The organism is Schlesneria paludicola DSM 18645, assembly GCF_000255655.1.
Lineage (GTDB): Bacteria > Planctomycetota > Planctomycetia > Planctomycetales > Planctomycetaceae > Schlesneria > Schlesneria paludicola.
The window spans coordinates 2,419,846-2,434,377 of the sequence record NZ_JH636435.1 but is presented as its reverse complement, the minus strand read 5'-3'; the positions used below and the strand labels follow the sequence as shown (position 1 = coordinate 2,434,377).

At 53.8% G+C, this 14,532-nt stretch carries 14 protein-coding genes; 10 read left to right on the top strand and 4 right to left on the bottom strand.

Going from position 1 to position 14,532, the window contains the following annotated elements; genetic code table 11:
• Both OSO_RS0128135 and OSO_RS0128130 read left to right on the top strand, forming a co-directional pair.
• On the top strand, positions 1-400 hold a 400-nt coding region (locus OSO_RS0128135), incomplete at its 5' end, for an integrase core domain-containing protein (protein ID WP_157605742.1).
• 69 nt (positions 401-469) lie between these two features.
• The gene (locus tag OSO_RS0128130; RefSeq protein WP_157605491.1) at positions 470-1,588 is read left to right on the top strand and encodes a PDZ domain-containing protein; all 1,119 of its coding nucleotides are present in this window, start codon (positions 470-472) and stop codon (positions 1,586-1,588) included.
• Here OSO_RS0128130 and OSO_RS45450 read toward each other — a convergent pair.
• Positions 1,569-2,102, bottom strand: a complete 534-nt coding sequence (locus tag OSO_RS45450) for a GNAT family N-acetyltransferase (protein WP_157605490.1) — start codon at positions 2,100-2,102, stop codon at positions 1,569-1,571. The genes OSO_RS0128130 and OSO_RS45450 overlap by 20 nt on opposite strands.
• Positions 2,103-2,675: 573 nt before the next feature.
• On the opposite strand from OSO_RS45450, the gene OSO_RS0128120 reads away from it, so the two are divergent.
• The 7 genes from OSO_RS0128120 to OSO_RS0128080 all read left to right on the top strand — a co-directional run bounded on the left by OSO_RS0128120 (position 2,676) and on the right by OSO_RS0128080 (position 11,650).
• A complete protein-coding gene (locus tag OSO_RS0128120; protein ID WP_010586327.1) occupies positions 2,676-6,323 on the top strand; it encodes an AsmA family protein in 3,648 nt (1,215 codons plus the stop codon).
• A gap of 353 nt (positions 6,324-6,676) precedes the next feature.
• Positions 6,677-7,183: a hypothetical protein gene (locus tag OSO_RS0128115; RefSeq protein WP_029247566.1), complete on the top strand. Its 507-nt coding sequence runs from the start codon at positions 6,677-6,679 to the stop codon at positions 7,181-7,183.
• A 645-nt stretch (positions 7,184-7,828) separates the two neighbouring features.
• Positions 7,829-8,185, top strand: coding sequence for a hypothetical protein (locus tag OSO_RS0128110; RefSeq protein ID WP_010586325.1), 357 nt, complete (start codon positions 7,829-7,831; stop codon positions 8,183-8,185).
• 256 nt (positions 8,186-8,441) lie between these two features.
• Positions 8,442-8,681 carry a DUF2934 domain-containing protein gene (locus OSO_RS45445; protein WP_010586324.1) on the top strand — a complete coding sequence of 80 codons (240 nt, stop codon included), beginning with the start codon at positions 8,442-8,444 and terminating at the stop codon, positions 8,679-8,681.
• 1,126 nt (positions 8,682-9,807) lie between these two features.
• Entirely contained in the window at positions 9,808-10,374 is a 567-nt protein-coding gene (locus OSO_RS0128090; protein ID WP_010586322.1) for a hypothetical protein, read from the top strand.
• A gap of 266 nt (positions 10,375-10,640) precedes the next feature.
• Positions 10,641-10,952, top strand: a complete 312-nt coding sequence (locus tag OSO_RS0128085; protein WP_010586321.1) for a hypothetical protein — start codon at positions 10,641-10,643, stop codon at positions 10,950-10,952.
• 11 nt (positions 10,953-10,963) lie between these two features.
• The gene (locus tag OSO_RS0128080) at positions 10,964-11,650 is read left to right on the top strand and encodes a hypothetical protein (protein WP_010586320.1); all 687 of its coding nucleotides are present in this window, start codon (positions 10,964-10,966) and stop codon (positions 11,648-11,650) included.
• Between the two features lie 9 nt (positions 11,651-11,659).
• On the opposite strand, the gene OSO_RS0128075 is transcribed toward OSO_RS0128080, so the two are convergent.
• A complete protein-coding gene (locus tag OSO_RS0128075; RefSeq protein WP_010586319.1) occupies positions 11,660-12,571 on the bottom strand; it encodes a tyrosine-type recombinase/integrase in 912 nt (303 codons plus the stop codon).
• Positions 12,572-12,597: 26 nt separating this feature from the next.
• Between OSO_RS0128075 and OSO_RS0128070 the strand changes: the two genes are divergently transcribed.
• A complete protein-coding gene (locus OSO_RS0128070) occupies positions 12,598-12,864 on the top strand; it encodes a hypothetical protein (protein WP_010586318.1) in 267 nt (88 codons plus the stop codon).
• Positions 12,865-13,063: 199 nt separating this feature from the next.
• Here OSO_RS0128070 and OSO_RS0128060 read toward each other — a convergent pair whose 3' ends face one another.
• Both OSO_RS0128060 and OSO_RS0128055 read right to left on the bottom strand, forming a co-directional pair.
• Positions 13,064-14,077: a hypothetical protein gene (locus OSO_RS0128060; protein WP_010586317.1), complete on the bottom strand. Its 1,014-nt coding sequence runs from the start codon at positions 14,075-14,077 to the stop codon at positions 13,064-13,066.
• Between the two features lie 2 nt (positions 14,078-14,079).
• A complete protein-coding gene (locus OSO_RS0128055) occupies positions 14,080-14,532 on the bottom strand; it encodes a hypothetical protein (protein ID WP_010586316.1) in 453 nt (150 codons plus the stop codon).

The window sequence follows — 14,532 nt, the reverse complement described above, 5'->3', positions numbered from 1 at the left end:
CAGCCGGTACGTGCTGGCTTGGCAATTGTCCAACAGCATGGATGTGGAGTTCTGTATGGAAGCTCTCGACGAAGCGTTGAAGTATGGTCGTCCCGAGATCTTCAACACGGACCAAGGATCGCAATTTACGAGTCACGAATTTACCAAGCGACTCGAACAGGAGTCGATCGCCATCAGCATGGATGGGAAAGGGCGAGCGATTGACAACGTGATGATCGAACGACTTTGGCGAACCGTGAAATACGAGAACATCTACCTCAAGGAATACGTGACAGGAGCCGATTGTCATGAAGGATTGAAGGCGTACTTCCAGTACTATCGCCACGAGCGACCTCACCAGGGTTTGGCCAACCGCACTCCCTGGCAAGCCTATCAAATCCCTCGCTCCAGACCCCGGTGAAGACCATCTAAGAATTGGCTCCCGGTGGTCCGAAAAACGGGGTCCACTTCACAGGTCCGGATTCACGAGTTGCAATCGCGACTCAGTGCTCTTGAACAACAAATCGATCGGCGACAACTTCAGCGTCAGCCGATTATTGAACGCCGTATGGGGGTGTTGTTGGAAGACGATGGTACGGACTGGAATTTTGAAGTGTCGAAGGATTCAGGATTGGATCGCGGTCAGGCTCAACGAGGGGTGCAGTCCAGTGACGATGTTGTCATTGAAAAACGCGACAGTACGAACAGGGCAGCACTCGAATCCCTTGATCCTGATCAAGAATCTGAAGCACTCACACAGAGGAACTATCTCGGCAAAGGGTTACGCAAGAGCGATTTCAGCGAACCGACTCGCGAACTTGCTGAGGCGGCGACACCCGACGAGTTGGCGTCCAAGGTGTTACGTGCTCGAGAGGAGTTGATCGAGGCCGAATCCCAGGTCGCTCTCAGCGCCGCGGGGAAACTTCCAAATGCGACATTGGATGTCACCAGAGCCCGCAGGGATCATGCACGACGCCGAGTTGCCATCGTCGAAGGCGCCTTCAATTCACGGGTGCGAGAGTCCCTATTGCAGTTCGACAGTGCGACCGAAAATGTGAAGGGTACTGAGGACAGGGTTATCCTCAACAAACAAATGTTTAGTAACGCGCGCATTCCGTACAAAGATGTCCTGGATGCTGAGGCTCTAGTTCAATCGCAGAAGCTGAGTCTGCTAGGGGCGAAGACCCAGCGGGATCTGTATAAAGAAATCAGCGAGCAACTCTTCCCTCGTGACACACCATCGACGATGAATCGATTGCCGACATCTGACTCTCCGACATGGGGCATGACGTTAAAACCCATTTCGGCGACTCAGGATGAGATGAAAGCGATCGTCAAAAATTCCAAGTATCGGGGTGGCATGCTCATTGTGGATGTTCAGGAAAAGTCGCCTGCCGCGCAGAACGGGATCCGAGCCGGCGACATCCTGGTCGGTCTGGAGAAATGGGAAACGATAAGTGACGCGAGCGTTCAATGGATCGTTAGTAACCTCAAGAGGCAGACCATTTTGCCCGACGCCTCAACTGAGGTCAAAGTATTCTTAATTCGGGGGCATGAGACGGTCGTTACGAACCTTCCCATGTTACCACTCATTCGAGCGTCTCGATGACGAGTAACCTTGAATAGTGCGTTTCGTCGGCGAGTGTTCCGCGAATTGTCGTGGCGTTTCGATAAATGCCTGTTTGCTCGAATCCCAAATTGTGCAGCAAACGGATTGAACGATCGTTTCGTGGATCAACGGTCGCGATGCAGCGTGTGACGGCGTACTGCTCACGGAGCTCTCGAATCATCTCGGTCACGGCTTCTTGTGCATACCCGTGTCCCCAATAGTTGCTGAACAGGATGTAGGCGATCGCTGCTGAACGATCTTTGCGGACGGTCGCTTGTATCACACCGACATAATCGTCGGACTCTGATAATTTCAGCGCCCAGTTCAGCCAGATCTCTTGACCATCTGGCGACAGACGTTGCGCCCATCTCTCATAACGTTTCCGTAGCGATTCAACGGACTCGGGTGGCCCGTCGTCGATGAACTGATAGAGCGCGTGGTCGCGCAGTCCTTCAAATAGGACGGACGCATGGCCCGGTTCGATCGCTTCTAGGGTCAGCCGTGTCGTTCGCAACGAATGGTTTCCTCGTTTTGGGCGTTTCTCCACGTTCCCAACCTGCTCCTCGTGGCCAAGCCCCCCGCTTGGGCGATGCTTCCTACGCATTCGTAATGTGTTCGAGCGTCCCAGGCCACTTTCTTGTGCAACAGAAAACAACGCGAGAGACGTTCCCAAGCGGGAGCTTGGGAACGAGAAACGTAAATAGCGGAAGCTTGGGAACGAGAGGGAAAAACGGAAGGCCGCAGATGCAAGAAACCGCGATGATCACGAATGAACATCGCGGCTTCAAGGTGTTCGGCAAGACATCGGGATTGCGACGGTGGAGTCGCAGGCGAATAGGGCGGGATCCAGTAGTGTCTAGCACTCACTGTTGAATCGATCCGAGCCCTCGCAAAAGGTTTGGCACCTCCGACGGAATCGTATGACGTCCGCCGAACGAGAGGGGTTATAAGTTCGGTTCGAAATGTTCACAAGACCGGCATCACCACGAAATCTGCTGTCGACCGATTTCAGCAGAATGGCATACTATTCGCCCTTCTGCGGCTTCTCTGGAAGCATGGATGATTCCTCTAGTTCGACCGGAAGATCATGGCCGATCCCGTTACGACATCACACACGCAAGAATCGCAATCAAAGCTCGCAAAACCTGGGAAACGTAAAGGTGGTCGCTGGTTGCGGCGAGGGATGTTTCTTGGAGCGGTCCTGGGGGGCCTTGTCTGGTTTGCGCCGGTGATTGTCGCCAAGACTCAATTGCGGCATCAGTTGCCGAAACTCTTGTTCCCGGCCTACCCGGGCGAGATCGAGTTTGGCGAATTGTCACTGCTCTGGACGACGCCGGTTCTCATCAAAGATGTGAAGATCAATGATGACGAAGGCCACCCCCTGCTCTCTGCGGCACAATTCTCGACAAGTGATCCCTTGTGGAAAATCGTAACGCAGTCCGGAAACCTGGGGACGTTCAAGCTGCTCGATCCGGTCGTGTCTTTGGAGATTGGCGACCGTGACTCCAACTTGGAACGTGTCATACGAAAATATGCTGAGAACACGACGGCTGCATCACACTCCCCTGATTTCGCGATCGAAATTGAAAACGGGACGATTCAATTCGTCCACCAAGCCTCAAATCGACACTCAACAATCGAAAATATTTCACTGCAATTGGCGTTGAAACGCGGTGCAATCGAGGAATTGGATCTCGCCATCGGTCAGCCACCTGTCGCGGGCAGCGAAGACGCCGCGCGTGCGAACTGGCTGGCGGCACGATATGGACTTTCGTCGGCGGATGAGGAACCTGCCTCAGGAACTCGAAAGGCCAAGCGGGCCGAATTTCGCGCATCGCGCTGGAAATTGGATCAACTTGCGCTGTTGCTTGCGCGGATCGATCCCAACTCGGACTTGAATGGTGAATTGAACGCGGATGCTACGTTCGCGTTCACGATGACGGATCTGGGGCCCGAGTGGGACTGGAGCGGTACGACGGGTATTGATCGTCTTGTCGTGTCGAGCGAGCAAATGCTGCGACGTGACAAGCTCTCATTGGAGACGGTGCGGGTTGCTGGCCGTGCGGTGGCGACATCAGGGCGTCTGGCCATGCACGAACTGAAGTTGACCACGGATGTGGGAGAGCTCGCGGCAACAGGCGATGTGCCACTCGAAGTCCAATGGCAGAAGTCCCCTACAGAGATTCTGCAATCGCTTTTGAGTGATGAGGACTATCATCTCGACGGTCGCATTGATCTGAAAAAACTTTCCGCATTGTTGCCGCAAACACTGCGGATTCGCCACGATTCCGAGATCACCGCTGGTGAAGTCACGCTGCAACTGGTCGGTGTCAATGCCGAAGGTGTTCGGCGTTGGTCTGGTATTGCGGGGGTGACTGGACTTCGGGCGCTCAATCGCGGCCAGACGATTTCCTGGGACAAGCCACTTCAGGCGCGCGTCAATGCCCATCGCGACGGGAAAGCGATCATCGTCGATCTTGTCGACTGCAAGTCCGATTTCCTGCAGATTTCCGGTAAGGGGACGCTTGATGATGCGCGTTTCGCCGCGACAGGGGATCTCTCGAAACTACTTGAGAATCTGGAACGGTTCGTGGATCTCGGGCTCGAACAGCTCTCCGGTCAGATGCAGGCGAATGGTGAACTGCGGCGGCAATCGGACGATCAAGTCGTCCTGACTTCAAAAGTCGTGCTGAACAATTTTGCTTATGTTGTTTCACAAAATAATGTGTGGCGGGAACAACATTTGGAGCTGACCATTTCGGCAGTGGGGAAAACCGAGTCCGGACCCATGCTGGCGAAGATCGAATCAGGTGAAGTGCATCTTCAGAGTGCCGGGGACAACCTGGCGATTGTGTTGATGCAACCCGTCGATCTGAAGTCGGCAATGTCCACTTATGTGGTGAATGTCGCACTCAAGGGGAATCTGGCGTCCTGGCAAAGCCGATTGCGGCCGGTGTTGGCGAATGATCAGTGGAGACTCGCCGGTGGCGTTGATCTCGCAGCGGGGTTGGCGATCGGATCGGAGTCGGTCGATGTCGGCAATTTCACGCTGGGGCTTCAAAAACTGGAAGCAGCGGGGCCCGCCTGGCTGATCCAGGAACCTGATCTGAAGGTCCTTGCCACAGGCCGCTGGGATCGTCGTTCACAGACATGGACGTCACCCAAGCTGTCGGCTTCGGGAAATGTCCTGAACGTCGATCTGACGGATTTTGAATACGGGGTGGGGGCGAACGGTCCTTCCAGGCTGTCGGGGCAAGCCAAGTATCGAGCAGATCTTGCACAGATTTCCGCCTGGAAGAATCAGGCAATTCCCAATCCTACGACCTATCTGATTGGTTCGTTGAGCGGGACGGCTTCGCTGACACGACAAGACAAGGTGATGCGCGGCAACGTGGATGCTCAAGTTGAGAAATTTATCGTGGCAGGACCGGGAGTCGGCACGAATGGGCAGCCGCAATGGGTGGCGCTGTGGAAAGAACCGGTCGTCCAGTTCAGTGGTCAGGGTGTCTACGACGAGTCGCGGGATCAATTGAGTTTTGAAACCAGTCGTTGTGGTGTCGAAAGTCTTTCACTTTCTGCGAAAGGGAGTTTGGAAGGATGCGCGACGACCCAACGAATCGATCTGGCAGGTGAACTGTCCTACGACTGGGATCAATTGACCAAACGGTTCGGTCCGCAACTGTCGCAACAGGTTCAATTGACTGGAAAGGACCATCGTCCATTCACACTCAATGGTTCGCTGACGCAACTTTTCGCGCGACCTGTCGCGTCGACGTCGTCTGTTCCGGCAGCGACCGTTTCGTTTCAGCCTGGTTCACAATTGGCTGGAGTCACTGCGAATGGTGAGGGAAGTCTCAATGGTCAGTTCGGGTTTGGATGGGCGACGGCCAACGTTTATGGGTTTGCCATGGGGCCAGCCGACGTGTCGGCACAGTGTCAGAATGGTATCTGCCGTTTCTCGCCCCTGGATCTGGTGGTGAATGATGGTAAGTTGCACTTGGCTCCGGTGATCAGCATTGGTCAGGCTCCGATGTTGCTGACACTTCCTCCGGGAAAGATCATTGATCAGATCAATCTGACTCCCGAGTTGTGCCACAATGGATTGAAGTATGCCGCACCCATTTTGGCGGATGCGACTCAAGTGGATGGGAAGCTGTCACTCGATGCACAATCGGTGTCTTTGCCGCTTTCGAGCCCCGCCACCGGATCAGCGAGCGGGGTGTTGACGATCCATCGAGCTCAATCGCGGCCGGGACCTTTGGGATTACAGATCACATCGGGAATTGAACAACTGAAGTCGCTCATTTCGCGCAAAGCATCCGCTGATCCCAATCGCGAGCAGGTGTGGATTGAAATGTCGGAACAACAAATTCCGATCCGGCTTGAACAGGGGCGCGTCTACCACCAGGGAATGACGTTCATGATCAAAGATGTGATGATTCGGACGAGTGGTTCGGTGGGGATTGATAGTTCATTGAATCTTGTTGCCGAAGTTCCCGTTCGGGAAGAATGGCTGGGGAACAACAAGGTCTTGGCTGGGCTAAAAGGAAAGACGATTCAAATTCCCATCGCGGGAACGTCATCTCGACCACAGATCGATCCGGCTTTCTTCGCCAATTTCGCACAGCAAATTGGTGGATCGGCGCTCGAAGGGCTCTTGCAGGACAAAGTGGGCGGAGATCTCAACAATGTCATCAACAATGGACTCGACAAACTGTTGCGTGGCAAAAAATGAAATACAACATTCTTAAGAATGTATAATAGATGCATTTCATGCGGTTCGAGTTACGATTGTGGTAACCGTTCACAGCCCGAAGAGTGGGTCGCAGGCACATTCTTCCCGGTTCGATTGGAATCGATAGTGCTTCGACTCGAGTCATGCATCCCTTTACCGCAAGAAAATGAGCCGGTCCCCGGCCTGTGAACGGTGACACGATTGTGTCCCAGTATACGTTGCTTTGCGAGGACAAACTGGGCTCTCGGACATTGCGGTTGCGTCCTATTTTCTCAGTATTTCAGGGCTATTCAACCAGCTGCTGGTATTCAACTGTCTTCAGGTTCACTGGCCGTCTATCGGTCGAGAGAGTCATGATGTACTTTGCAGATTCCGAACTGATCAACTTGTTTCATCGAACCTGGCAGTCTGGCGAGTCGATGAATTGCTGCTTGTCGCAGTTCGTGGCCGCGTCACAATCACGCGCGGCAGGCTGCTGGCGGCTGAACGAGGGGTTTCTGAAGCTGGTGGGGTTCGGTTGGGCGGATGATATGCCACCTGAGGTGAGTGAGGGGTTTCAAAATGCAACACAGTATGTGTCGATTGCACAGTTGGGGCTAGGAATTGTGAAAGCTGCGGTTTCTCAAAGTCCAGCAATTGGTCGTCTGGATGCCAGCGCGACCGGATTGGCGAGCTCTGCAACGTGGATCGAACGGTTTGGAGCGAGAACTTCGTTGGCTGTTCCCATTTTGGCGTCTACCACACATGACGTTTTGGGTGTGCTTGCCGTTTCAACAGCGGTAGAGATCCAGAAAAATGATGGATATTGGAAGTCCTTGATTCTGCTCGCAAATGAGCTTGGGGCGATAACGGTTCATTGAATAGGCATATTGTATTGACGCAACGTGCGACTGCGCGATTGCGACATCATGCACTTCGCGGCCCCACGCACACGTCGACTTTCGGTGAAGCAACGCAATCTTAAAGCTCTATCAAAAGGCTTTTTTGTGTCGTGTCTCACATTCATCCCCATGACGAGTGGCACGGCGTATTCTGTACTGACCTTGCCGTTCGTACTGCCTGCGGGACTCTCTTGGGCCATTGATTCCTGAGGTGTGGTCATCACAGCAGGTTTTTCCGTGGTGCGGAAGCAGGTTGATCGATTCGAGAGTCTTGGCACAGACAATTGCTTGGTCTCTTCGAGGTAATCAATAGGGTTTTCGGGGCGACGCCGCTTGTTCGAAGTGCGTTGCAGGCCGCGATGGTGGGTGGATTGGCTGCATCAGCCACATTCGCTATTGCCAAATGAATCGGATCGTGACATTTTGCCTGATGTGTTGTGTTCTGCGCTAATTGGCCAGCGGGGATTGCAAGCGTGAATAGAGTGACAAGTCCTAGTATTTATTGTTTTTTTGAAGTTGAGTGTTTTGTCTTACGCTTTCCTTGTAGACGTATTGCTTTCAAGACCAGATACTAGTTCTGTGTCAATAGTCATTCTTGTCAGGTTTTTTTCGAGAGGTAATTGCATGGCCAAAAAGAAAGGTGCCCGAAGTTCAGATCGTACGGACCCGATGCACAACAAGAGTCTGGCGATTCGCACGGTGCTTGAGCAGCTTCCCAGCGGAAAGGCTTCTGACGTTGCCGATGCTGTTAAGACTCAGTTCGGGCACGATGTCAGCAAGAATATGATCTACATGATCAAGACCAAGCTGAACATGGCCGCCGATGGGCGCGTTAAGAAGCTGCCAAAGAAGTCTGGTGCTTCGGGGCTGACTTCAGCGGCATCTTGGGTCGATGCAATCAAGCTGGCTCGACAGTTGTTGAACGCTGCAGGCGATCTGCCAAACGCCACGGCTTTGTTGAAGGCACTTGCGGACAAGTAATTCTTGTTTGCAGTGTGTCGTCGACACAAGCAATTCCGATCGAAGCGTGAGTTCGCGTCACTTTTTCAGGGGCGCGAACTCGCTTCGTTTTGATCGCCGTTGACGGGGTATCGGTGGAATGTTTTTTTAACGCATTTGGCTCGCAATCGGGATTCTTGTTGATATTTCGCTGGGATTTGAGGGACACTTGATCGAGCTTGTGATGTGCACCGTGTGGTGGATGATCGATTTGGGAACTTGTCTGGAGGAATGACAAATGGCCAGCGAATCTATCGAGAATGCGGTGCGTGAGTTGGCTTACGCCAAATGGGAACAGGCTGGGCGACCGGCTGGGGACGGAGTCGACTATTGGCTTGAGGCCGAGTCCGAGATCTGTCAGGCCTCCGTTACTTCCCCGAAGATCTCTTCGACGCGAGGAAGTCGAAGCGAGGCCGCGGCCGCTTCACCGCCGCTGAAACTTGCGAAGCCTGCTGGTGGAGCTCGACGAGCGAGTTGAATCGCTTCCGTCCTGTGCCAAGTTGCGGATGCTGGCGTCAATTCACATGTGTCACGGTGAAGGTGCGCAAATCACGGACTTGGGGCAACTGAGCCTTGGCAGTCCCGGCTTCCATTACTTGCACAGGCCGCTGATTTGCCAATCAGCGGCAGCGTACGAGGTTCGTGTGGTGGTGATGGCTCGAAGTGCCGATTGGTAATTTGTCTGTTATTGACGAGTTTGGCTGTCAGTCCCACCAGCGATAAAGACCTCGTGATTGTGGTACTGACTGATTGTTTGTACCTGTGTTGATTGGATCGCATTGTGGGGAGTGCGGCGAAAGAAGTGTTTCATAGTGTCGCAGACAATATGACTTGATTTTGTGGTCGGGGTATTGAGTATCGTGAAATGCGAGGCGTGAGCGTGGTCATACACATCTTAATGTGCATCGTGATGTCGGTTTCTCGTTGAAACTGCATAGTTTCGTTTGAGGCAACGCGAAGTACGATACGTTGTGTTTCTTGTCGAAGAGCTCCAGGTTGCGAGCTCGGTTTGCTTCGATGTGAAGTGCGGGTTCTGTTTGAGGTTTTTGAGTTGCGTCGTGGTGATTCTGTGATATTCGCATGTGTCGCGGTCCAAAGCATGCTGCTCCACGGCGATTTCGTTTGATGAATCCGAAAGGTGAAGTGATTGGCCGTTCGGTGCTCTGCGGGATTAGTCAGCGTCACACTGTCTATCGCCAGAGATGGGCTTAGTCACATCTTGAAATAACAGGAGTCGGTGGTTCAGGACAGAATTGAAAACGCCGTAAACGGCGACCTGCCTGCCCTGCTTATTCCAGCAGACCGTTAGCAGTCGATTGAACTGATGGGGGCGGGCAGCTTGCCATTCACGATGCCACCGCGTTTCTTCGTCTGGGTGAAGCCAGTTCCCGTTACTTGAATGGGCGGCTGGGTGATTCGAAGCCGGCCTGGTCGGCGGATAATCGTCAAATTGATGAAAAGCAAAAATCCGCAACCAAGTTGTGACTCGGATGCGGACTTTTGAAAGCAAGCTGCGAATGTGAAGCGAGGTCGACGGGGCTCGAACCCGCAACCACCGGATCGACAGTCCGGTGTATCGCCTTTATCTGCAATGAGTTACGGACATGTCAGATATGACGGCAGCAGCTGGCAATCGCGCAAGTCAGATTGTTCCAGATCCCATTGCCCTGGCCGTGGAATCTGGAACTTTGAACGCCAAACTGGCGGCCAGATCGACCGTGGAATCGGCGACCATGGCGCTGACGGTCGGTCGGAAGGTGCTACTCAAGATCCCATGCTTGCGAGGGGGAGCCCCTGAAGCGTCCACGCATTCAGGCCAGTGGGTCGACGTCTGGTCGCGGCCCGCTCGCGCTCGGTTTCGGCGGCTAGACTGCGTAACCCCTACAACCGCGAAAGTCGTGGCTGATCGCCTTTCGACGATGTTCTTGGAAGCGTACCTTCCACTGTTCGAAAACGAATCAGTTTTGTGGATACGTATCTGTCGAACGGTGTGTACAGGCAATCAGGTCGAAAGGTTCGACGGTCTGGTCTGGCGATCGTTGGCGCAACACCTGGGCAACCTCCATGCGGAACAAGTCATTCAGGAAATGATCGCGGAAAACCCGACCCTGATCAGAGTCGCGAACAACGACGTCGTGGCGGATGCGAACGAAATCCCGCCGCCCTTGTGAAGTCGCGAACGTCCGTTTAGCGTGCCCGCCGGCTGGCGAAAGAAAGAAAGGGAGTTGAACACTCTGTCCCCCCTGCATTGGGGCGCCGCAAGCACTTTCTGAAAAAGAACCTACCTACCCCCCGCTCCTCTGAGCATCGTCTTCAAAAGACCATTTCACTCCACTAGTTGACACACTTCGTATTATCTGGGTAATATGACGTTATCCAGGTAACGTCGTGTTGCCGCACAAGTGTTGAAGTGAAAGGTCTCCGAACGAGGTGTTGCATGAACATTCCATCCTTAACCCATCTGCAGTACGCGGTACTTTGTTCGCTGATGGAAGGGACTTGCAGTGGGAAAGAGCTCCGAGAATTACTGGCGAAAGGAGGGGCAAGTCAGTCACGACCCGCCTTCTATCAACTGATGGCCCGGTTGGAGGAAGCTGGATTCGTGGGCGGGAAGCCCGTTCAGAAAATCGTTGAAGGAATCACGGTTACTGAGCGTCAATACAAGATTACGGCGCCAGGAAAGCGGGCCGTGAGCGAGACCAAAGCGTTTTATGTTTCTGATCTAGGATTTAGAGCGGCGTTTGCGTGAGGGAGCCGACCATGAATGTCAATAAGTGTGACTCTGAAGATGTCGACGGAGAAGTGTTTACCGACTTAGGTTCCGAAGTGAAGCAGCAGTTGGAAGAGTTGAAGCGGTTGGAAACGTCGCCTCGAATGCGGACGCGAATCCTAGCAACAATTGCAAGAAAATATATTGGGATATTGGAAGCGATTGGGTACGGCGAAACTTGGACCTCCAAGGCCTACTTGGCATTGATCGTTACGATTTTCTTCGTATCAATGGCAGGTTTGATGTTTCGTATTTCAGTTCCCCACAGGCCGTGGTTTTCAGCCGGACAGATCGTGACGGGGACACTTCTGTTGTCGTGGGGGAGGTGGTGGCAAATACTTGCTAGACTTCGTCTTAGAGTGAAACCATCTGAATACCTCATCTGCGACGGCTTCGAAGAAGGAATGCGATTACTTGGCTACGTTCTCCCAAAGAAAACGAGAACAGAGTGCTTCACCCCGAGCATCGAAGAGATCGTCGAAGAGTGGGCGCATGCTCGCGTGCTGGTTAGAGGCCGGTGGACTTACGTGCTTTGCCATGCGACTTTCATCGCACGGTCAGTGTGGCTGATCCTAATCTGCTATTGCCTGCATTTCAAAAGCCTCCTTGGCCTGATCGTTGGTGCAAATGTCGTTTCCTACTTCTCGACTATCTGCAACTGGATGACGCGAAAATGAACTCTCGTTCTAAAACAGCAAAACGGCAGCACGAAAGTCGACTTCGCTGGCGCGGCCATCATGGATCAGCATCAGTCGATCGCCGATCTGATTCCGCAGCGACTCGAGCCAACCCGGTTCAGGCATGGAACGCCGCCCGGATGTAACAACGTTTTTTACGCTTTGCCCCCAGGCCCTGCCCCGCATCGCATCCAGTGCCGAAGCCGGGTTGATCTGCTGTAGATACGTGTTGGTTGTGGCAACGCTGCCGTGTCCGAGAATCGTCTTGATGTCCAGAACGTTGACGCCTTCAGCCATCAACTCGCTGGCCATTGTGTGCCGCATACCATGAGCGTGAACACGTTTTGCGATCCCGCCTTTCGCGCCACGGCGTGTGAACATCGCCCGTATTTGGCGAGAGTTGATCGGCCCGCCCTGCCTTGTGCAGAACAACGGCGACGCATCAGTGATTGGCCACGTCGATCGTAACGTCATCCATTCGACGACCTGCGCCCATGCGCCCGGATCCATCGCGACGACCCGAGATTTGTCCCCTTTGCCGTGGTGCACCCTGATCGAACCGCGTTCGACGTCAATATCCTTCGGCATCAATGCGAGCATCTCGGCACAACGCAGGCCCGATCGATAGGCCAGCACGATCAGAGCTCGATCGCGAATCGCCGTTTCTGACTTATTGCCAGCGTTCAAGAGTCGATCGACTTCATCACCGACCAAGACGTCGTGGTCGTGCGAGGCCCCCTTGTTCTGTCCACCTCGATTAGAAAGCGGTCGCGTGATCGCGTCCGCAATGTTGGCATCAGGCTTGATCCGTTTGAGCCGACCGAGAAGCGTTTGGACGGGCGTTCCGAGCTCCGCGGCCCACTCGTTTAGGCTTTGCGTTTTTCTGTTCGCGGATACAACGTCTGAAGGTTTGTAGGCCATCCTTGGCCCCTTTCGGAAAAAGCAAAATGGAATTTGTCGAATTTGTGAATCAGTTTTTCCCTGAAGCGGGTTTCAAAGGGATCAGCCCTTTCGATTTCACTTTGCCAGTGAAACCGCTCCAACGCATCCGTTACCCGCGAGGGCGCATCTACTTCGATGTCTGGCTTGCCGTCATCATTGAGGATGTGTGGATGCGGATCTTCCTGGATCTGAATCCGCGTCGCCTGACTCACGATCCTGCCATCGTGAATCGACCTGGCTGCCAAGAGGAATCCCAAGTTGATCGAACGTAGCGACGAGACGTCGCAACTTCTCGTCCGTCAACTTTGCTGGCGTGGTCGGGTTGGCTACGTTCGAAAGCGGGAATTGGCCTGTCAGCTGAGCAAGTCGAAAGAACTCACGTCTTGAGAGCATGTTTGAACCCTTCCTTGGGCTTCAGTACCGCTAATCGCTGTTAGCGGTACTGCTTTTCGCGTTCCGGTACTCGTTTTCTCATCGCGTCGTCGATCCAGCAATCCACAAATACCCGTCATCTGCGATCGCGATCCCATAGATACCCTGAGATCCCGCCGCCCCATAACGCTTTGCCCATATCACACTCCCAGATGGACCCGTCTTAAAGAACGTGACAAATGACGGTGATGACGTTGAGAACGTTGTGCAGCCGAAGTAGTAATTCGAGCTTGAGTCGCTACAGCAAGACAACGGGGTAAAAAACGTTGCTCCCAAGGGGGCTGTCAAGTTCCACGATTTTGTGAGCCCAGTGCCTCCAGTCGCCCACACTGCGGGGACAGGGCTAGCAGACCCGACACCGCAATATCCACCCGGACCGAAGTGCATTGTCAGCGCTGTATATGGTGCGGTTGAAATCGCTGCTCCGGTTGTTCCTGATCGCAACTGAACAGTACCGCCAGAGTTGTTAATCCAGTTGCCAGTCGAATCAATCGCCTCGACGCGAATAATTCCTGCGGCTGTGGTTGTCCAGATGTCTGCTCCCGTTGCCGTATCGATCGAGCGAATTTCGGTTATGGAACTCACTTGACTCATGCAAACAATGCACTGGGAGCCGTACACGCAAACGCTGTCGATTCCGTTTCCGGCGGGGTAAACGGGGAACGAACGGCTCCAAACAGTGCTCCCATCTGCGGGGTCGATACCCCTGAGTTCATAGGCCGGACTACTGACGACTTGCATTGCGGCAACGATGATATGACTGACGTTGTCATAGCCGAACGTGACTGTATCAACGCCTGCGGGCGTGATTACTTGATCGACGTACCACTTGGTGTACCCCGCAAATGGTTCGATCCTGCAAAGGCAGGTGCGCGGAGTGTCCTGGATCAGCGCGAGCATGTCTCCGCTGCCGTCTTCCACGGGAATCAACCTGTACACCGTCTGGTTACCAAGCGATTGGGGAAACGGGTAAAGATACTTGATCCAATCGTAATTGCCCGTCACGGGGTCAACACGAGCAATGTTGTACCAAAGCGCGGAATTCGCTGGCATCGTTATCGACTCACCCAGGTGATGCGGTACTCGGTGTTTCCCTGCGCCGTCACGATTTTGCGGAACTGGACGTAGGTTCCAATCACGACGGCAAGATTTGTGTCGCGATTGGTGATCGTGAAGACATTCCCAGTTGGGGCATAATTTCCGGACACGCCTTCGTCATACTCAGCCACAGTGCAAGTTGAATACGATGTCCATGGAGTACCTGAGCGAATCAGATTCGACGTCGTTTCCCCCTCGTAGATCTTCCCGCCGCCGCCGCCCCCACCGCCGCTTCCATAACCCGGGTAGCCAAGCAGCGGATTCGCAGGATCGTTGCCAAACGTTTCACCGACGGACTGTTGGCTCATCTGCCTCCAAAGTCGCTCAATGTCAGTGCGGCTGACTCGCGTTCGAGTGTCGAGTTCTTTCGCAAACCCGATCAGGCCCGTCGGGCGGAATGGAATCGCCAT